1 protein-coding gene is annotated in these 266 nt (G+C 56.8%); it reads right to left on the reverse strand.

Going from position 1 to position 266, the window contains the following annotated elements:
• On the reverse strand, positions 1-190 hold a 190-nt coding region (locus KVT32_RS30290), incomplete at its 3' end, for a dihydrodipicolinate synthase family protein (RefSeq protein WP_217619453.1).
• Between the last annotated feature and the right edge of the window lie 76 nt (positions 191-266).

Genomic DNA, 266 nt, shown 5'->3' on the forward strand with positions numbered 1-266 from the left:
CGGCCAGCTTGACCAGCTCGCAGTGCTCTTCCGGGCTGACGGTCGCCGACTCGCCGGTGGTGCCGACGATGACGATGCCGTCGGTGCCTTCGGCCACGTGCCAGACGATCAGTTTGCGCAGGCTGTCCTTGTCGAGACTGCCATCCTCAAACATCGGCGTGACGATTGCTACTATGCTGCCCTTAATCATAATCTCTGGTACGTGTCGGGAAATAAAAATCTGATTGTAGCGGATAGCCCGGTGCTATGGTTCATTAACCGCAGAT

The organism is Achromobacter sp. GbtcB20 (assembly GCF_019091095.1).
In the GTDB taxonomy this organism is placed as follows: Bacteria; Pseudomonadota; Gammaproteobacteria; order Burkholderiales; family Burkholderiaceae_B; genus Achromobacter; species Achromobacter mucicolens.